The 6,000-nt window shown below is 63.9% G+C and carries 5 protein-coding genes; all 5 read right to left on the bottom strand.

Features of this window, described 5'->3' with window-relative positions; all coding sequences use genetic code 11:
• Nucleotides 1–151: 151 nt before the first annotated feature.
• Nucleotides 152–1,771 (bottom strand): PH domain-containing protein, encoded by a 1,620-nt coding sequence (locus tag H7B90_RS19520; protein WP_185137568.1) that lies wholly within the window; start codon nucleotides 1,769–1,771, stop codon nucleotides 152–154.
• Nucleotides 1,758–2,222, bottom strand: coding sequence for a PH domain-containing protein (locus H7B90_RS19515; RefSeq protein WP_311772763.1), 465 nt, complete (start codon nucleotides 2,220–2,222; stop codon nucleotides 1,758–1,760). The genes H7B90_RS19520 and H7B90_RS19515 overlap by 14 nt, the downstream gene beginning before the upstream one ends.
• 5 nt (nucleotides 2,223–2,227) lie before the next feature.
• Nucleotides 2,228–2,893 carry a TetR/AcrR family transcriptional regulator gene (locus tag H7B90_RS19510; RefSeq protein WP_185137567.1) on the bottom strand — a complete coding sequence of 222 codons (666 nt, stop codon included), beginning with the start codon at nucleotides 2,891–2,893 and terminating at the stop codon, nucleotides 2,228–2,230.
• A 258-nt stretch (nucleotides 2,894–3,151) separates the two neighbouring features.
• Nucleotides 3,152–3,799, bottom strand: a complete 648-nt coding sequence (locus H7B90_RS19505) for a response regulator transcription factor (RefSeq protein ID WP_185137566.1) — start codon at nucleotides 3,797–3,799, stop codon at nucleotides 3,152–3,154.
• Nucleotides 3,796–5,997, bottom strand: a complete 2,202-nt coding sequence (locus H7B90_RS19500; protein WP_185137565.1) for a sensor histidine kinase — start codon at nucleotides 5,995–5,997, stop codon at nucleotides 3,796–3,798. The genes H7B90_RS19505 and H7B90_RS19500 overlap by 4 nt, the downstream gene beginning before the upstream one ends.
• Nucleotides 5,998–6,000: the final 3 nt, after the last annotated feature.

The following is a 6,000-nucleotide window of genomic DNA, read 5'->3' as shown; positions in this document are numbered from 1 at the left end:
TGGGCACGCCGTAGAAAAAAAAGACCCATCCGTACGACGGATGAGCCTTCGGTCCCGGGGAGCGGATCGCTCGCTTTTCTCTTGCCGGCAGGCGCTTCGACTAAGCCGCGGCCCCATGAACGGAGCCCGAGGAAGGGAGTCCTCCAGGGCTCTATCGTCGTCCGGCCGGCTCGGCCAGCCAGTCCGACAGCGAGCGGATCTCGGCGGCGGGCGCATGCCGGAGCGCGAAGACGGCGCCGGATTTGCCCGAGGCGAGGGCGACTTTGAAGGTCGCCAGCGCCTTCCCTTCCTGCAGCGGATTCTGGGAGATCCGCTGCCATTGCACGCGGCTTTTGGCGATCAGCACTCGCTGTCTGGACACCCCGCCGAACCGGATCGCGAGCTGCCTCTCTTCCCGCGACCACGCCGCCTGACGGAGCTCCATCGTCCCGTTCAGCCAAGCGGCGGCGGGAAGCAGCAGCGCGAACCAGCTCCAGGCCGACGGAATCCAGACGATGGCGGCCGCGGCGGCGATCAGGCAGAGCAGCAGCGGAACCGTCACGTAGACGGCTCGGGCGCCGCGGCCGACGGGATTCCACGTCTCGGGCAGCCGATAGTCCGGCAAATAAGCGTCGAGCAGCGCCGGAAGCTCCGCGAAGCGAACGAGAGGGAACAAGTCCACCGTCTTCTTGTCTTCGTCCGAGCCGCCGGCGACGACGATCCGGACGCTGGCCAGTCCGAACGGCCTGTGCAGCGGGTTCTCCGTCACGCGCACGGCTTGGACGCGGCGGGCCGCGATGACGGTCCGCTTCTTCTCCAGCAAGCCCCTTTCGATCGTCAGAGTGCCGTCCTGCGACTCCAGCCGGAAGCCTCCGTCCAGCAGGAAGACGGCCGCGGCCGCGAGCAGACAGGATCCGGCTAGGAGCAGGACGATCGCCCCCGGCCATCCGAGGCGGTCCAGCACGGCTTCCCATAGCGCGGTCTTCTTCAGCCACTCGTCCCAAGCCTTCAGGGCGGTTCCGCCGATCGTCAGCCAGAGCAGCGCGAACTTGGCGGTCGACATGCTAAGGGCAAGGGAACGGCCAAGAGGGAGCTTGAACATAGGTGGGCCGCTCGGTGACGCGGTCTCCGGCTGCCCCGCGTTCGCGGCATCCGCGTCTACGGGATGGCCGGACGGTTCAGCGGGTGCGGCAGAGGCGATAGATGCGTCAGGTTGGTGGGCGGCGCTCCGGGCAGAGCCTCGGGCTGAATCTTGGGCAGGATTTTGGGTTAAACCTTGGGCAAGATCACGGGCGGAGCTTCGAGCGGAGCCGCGGGCGAAGCCGAGAGCCTCCTGAACGCGCGCCGCCTCCTCGGCCGTTATGGAGCTGAGTGCCGCTTCGGGCTTGCCGTCCCCGCCGGCCGTCTCCACCTCCAGCCGGACCAGACCGAAGAAGCGGTCGTACAAGCTGACGCTCGCGTGAATCGATTGAACGCGATCTTTGGCTATCCACGTTTTCCGACGGACCCAGAGCCCCTGCTCGATGTACAGGACGCCGGGCTCCACGCGATAGCGGAACTGCCGCCAGCGAAGCCAAGCGAATGAGACGATCGCGACGGCGGCCGCCGCGATAACCGCGGCCGTCAGCAGGGCGCGGTCGACGGCCTCGCCGAACAGCCGGTTAACCAGCAGGATGGCGACGGGAATGAGAGGCAGCATCCCCGCCAGCTCCTTCCCCGACCGCGCGATAAAGTAGACCATCGAGATCGGATGCAGTCGTCGGCCCGGTTCCCCCTGCTTAGATGTCGTCATCGGCAACCCCCGCCCAATCGGATATTTGTCGGCGCACGCGCTCGGCCTCCGCCTCGGACAAGGCGGGAATCCGGTGGCTGCCCGCCGCGGTGGAGAACGTCACGGAGGAGAGCCCGTACCGCTTCTGAATCGGCCCCTGCTTCGAGTCGACGTGCTGGATGCGCGTCATCGGAATCAACGTCCGCCTTCGCACCCAGATCCCGTGTTGAAGCTCGATCTCCTTCTCGGCGACGGAATATCGCCACGAGCGGTAGAGAAGCCCCGGCAGCACCGCCAGCTCCAAGATAGCGGTCAGAGCGGCCAACGCCGCCGCGGACGCGACGATCCAGACCGGCCAGCCGAAGCGCGCGGTCAGGACGCCGAGGACGGCGACGACAGCGATGCAGCATGCGGATGCCAGAACTCCCTCCATTCTTCTGGCGTTAACCGCTCTCGAATCGATACGCTTCACCTCCGTCACCCTCTCTCCTTGGATTCGGTCTCGGTCTCCCAAGCCGGACGGCGGACGGCCGCCAAGAACAACTCCGCCAGCTCCCGCGCGAAGCCGGCGACGTCGAGGTTGGGATCCGCCGCCAGCCGGTAAGCCACGCCGTCGATGGCGCTTCGCAGCGTAATGGCGGCGACCCGGGCCGAGAAGTCGGAGAACGCCTTGAACTCCCCCGTCTGCTCTCCCCACCGCAGAATCTCGACGACCGGCTGCAGGATCGAATCGTCCGACGAGTCCGCGAACTTCGGCCTCCCGTCCGGTTCGCGCGCGTTCCCGACGATCTCGGTCAAGGCGACGATATGGTCGCGATTCGCCGCCATGAATGCCAGATTGGATTCGATGTACGCCCGCAGCACGGCGACGGGGACCGTCTCCCTCTCGATGATCGGCTGCATGAACCGGACGGCCGCTTCGTATACCTCCTTGACGATCTGCTCCATGATCTCGTCCTTGCTCGCGAAGTGGTACGTGATGACGCCTTTGCTAATGCCGGCGCGCGCCGCGATCTGCCCTACCGAGGCTTGCGCGTATCCGAGCGTAGCGATCGTCTCGATCGCCACCCGCAGGATCTGCGCCTTCCTCGTCCGGTCGGCCGCGGCCCCTTCTTTGGTTTGGGATGGTTTATTGGTTTTCATGGTTTGAATTTTAGTACGATCGTACGAATTTGTCAATCGGCTCGAACGCCAAGCCTCCTTGGACGGATTCGCGCCTGCTTGATTAGACGTCCGTCTTCCTCGTCCTCGTCCCCGTCCTCGTCCCCGCCGCCGTGTCTCCGCCCGCCGCCCCACAAAGAAAAAAAGGCCGGTTGGCCCGGCCTTGTACCCTCTGTATCCTCTCTGTATCCTCTCTGTACCCATCGCCCAGCACATCTATCGCACCATCCCGCCGCCCGATCAATACAAATCCTCCGCCGGCAAAATCCCAAGGCTCTTCGCCTTCTTGATGACCTCCACCCGCGAGTTGACGTGCAGCTTCTGGAACAGCTCCGTCAGGCTGTACTCGAGCGAGCGCTGGCTGATCATGAGCGTCTTCGAGATCTCCTTGTTGCTCTTCCCCTTCGCCAGCTCGCGAAGCAGCCGGTCCTCCTCCCGGCTGATCGTCGTCGGCTCGCGTTCGGCGTCGCCCTGCACGGTGATCTCCTGGCGCCTCAGCTGCCGCAGCAGCTGCATCGGGATGATCGCCTGCTTCCTCGCCGCGCAGCGGATCGCCTGGATGAGCTCCTCGCGCGTCGACGTCTTGGAGACGAAGCCGGAGACGCCCGACTCCATAAGCAGGTTGAAATGCGGCGCGATCTCGAACCCCGAGTAGATCAGGATGACCGCGTCCGGCACGTACTCGAGCAGCTTCCGAGCCAGATCGGCCCCGTTCATGTTCGGCATGTACAAGTCCAGCAGAATGACGTCGTACTTCTTCAGCCGCACAAGGTCCGGCACGCAATAGACGTCGGTCTCGATCGTGACTTGAATGTCCGGCTCCGATTCGATCAGCATCTTCGTTCCTTCGACCACGGACCGATGGTCGTCGACCAGCAAGACGTTCATAGCGCCAGCGCCCCCTTCTCCATGGTCTGCTTGGGCACCTCGATGGCCACCCGGAAGCCCCGGCCCGGGGCGGACTGGACGTCCACCTCCCCTTCCAGGCTCAGCACCCTCTTCTCAATGCCCGAGATCCCCATATGCGAGTAGGAGCCTCCGAGCCCGGCCAAGTCGACTCCGACTCCGTCGTCTTCGTAGCGGAAGCCGATCCGGTCCCCTTCGTCCTCGAGCGAGATGACGACGCGGCTCGCCCGCGAGTGCTTCGTCGCGTTGTTCAGCAGCTCCTGCACGATCCGGTAGAGGCCGAGAATTTGGTCCTCGTTCAGGGACGCGTCCAGCTCCCCCGCCCGGAATTCGATCTCGTAGTTGGCGAACATGCGAGCATACTCGAACAGACTTCTCAGCGACTCCACCAACCCCATCTTCAGCAGAAAAGGAGGACGAAGCTCGTTGCAAGTGATGCGAATCTGGTGAATCGCGTCGAGCAGCCCGTTCTCGATCCGAACGAGCTCCTCCCGCGTCTCCTCTCCGAACGAGGAGCCCGCGGAGCGGAGCGACTCCAGCTTCCGGTACCAGATGATGAGGTCCTGCAGCACCGAATCGTGCAGGTCGCTCGAGAGGGCGGCCCGCTCCTTCTCCGACAGCCGGAACAACAGCCGCAGCATCCACCTCGGCGTCTCGCTCGTCCCGACCAGGTGCTCCAGCCGCTTCATCAGATCCTCCGTCCGGTGAAGGTTGTCGTACAGGATTTTCACATAATGCACGGCCGTCTCCAGCCATTCCTCCTCCATCTTGACGAGCGGGCGCTCCAGCCGAAGGTTCAGGCGCGCCGGCTGCGGCTTCTCGCCGATTCGGACGCGGACCCGGATCTCTCCCGTCTCCTCATCGCCGCCCGCGGACGCTTCCTCCGCCTCTTCCTCGATCGAGACGCCGGAAGCCGGCAGCACGCTTCGGATCTCCCCGATCAGCCGCTCCTCCAGCTCCGACACCTTCATGACGTTCGCCAGGTCGTTCGACAGCCGGTTCAAGCTCAATTGCAGCGCCTTCGACCGCTCCTCGCTCCGGATGAGCTCCTGTTCCTCCTGCTTGCGCTTCGTGATATCCTTCAGGATGCCGTGGATGCCGGTCAGGCTGCCTCCGAGCAGAATCGGAACGAAGGTGATGCTGACGATCCGCTCGCCTCGGTCCATCCGGGCCAGCCGGCACTCGATATCGCGCGGCTCCTGCCGCTGCATGACTTCCATCAACGCCTGGAAAACTTCCGGATGATCCTCGTCGTGAATAAGCCCGATGAAGCAGCGGTCGGTCAGCCGGTCGAGCCGGATGCCCGTCGTCTCCTCGAACGCCCGGTTGGCGTTGACGAAGTGCAGACCGGTCAGCTCGATGGAGAAAACGCTGTCCAGGTTATGCTCGAACAGCGACTTGTACCGTTGCTCGCTCTCTTCGAGAGCCAGCTCCGCCCGCTTTTTCTCCGTGATGTCCAGCATGATGCCGTCGAGCCTGCGAATCTCCCCCGTCCCGTCCCGGTAGGGGTGGATGATCATCTGCCCCCACAACGTCTCGTTCGGAACGTGAATCCAGCGGAACTCCTTCCGCACCGGCACGCCGCTGTCCAGTAGATCCTTCACTTCGCCCATGAGCGACACGTTGTCCTCCGGATGGATGTGGTCGTGAATCCGGATCGGCCGGTCGAGAATCTCCCGCTTCGGAATGCCGCACACCTTCTCGGTGTTGCCGATGTGATATTGATATTGCTTAAAATCCTTGTCGATCGACCATACGGAAGCGTTCACGTTGTCCAGGATGTTCTCGAGCAGCTGCTCGGCTTGCTTGCGGTCGGTGACGTCCCGGACGACGGCGACGACGGATTGAACGAGGCCGTCCGCGTCGAGGACGGGCTTCACTCTCGTCTCCACGTGGACCATGCGGCCGTCGGCGTGAAGGAACCGATAGTCGACGTCCACGGGACTCCGCGTCTCGACGACCTGGGCGAACCGTTCGCGGATTCGCTCCCGGTCCTCCGGCATGAGCATGGCGAACGCGTCCGTGCCCTCGTATTGTTCGACCGTGTAGCCGGATAACGTTGCTATGGACGGAGAGACGTAACGGACGACCGCGTCGCCGTCGACCAGAACGATCGTATCCAGCGAGTTCTCGGCGACGATCCGGTAGATCTCGTTTTTGTCGATATCGAATCGCGTCATGCG

The sequence above is a fragment of the Cohnella xylanilytica genome, assembly GCF_014212175.1.
Lineage (GTDB): Bacteria > Bacillota > Bacilli > Paenibacillales > Paenibacillaceae > Cohnella > Cohnella xylanilytica.
The sequence above is the reverse complement of the archived record's forward strand: the minus strand, read 5'-3'. Positions and strand labels throughout refer to the sequence as shown.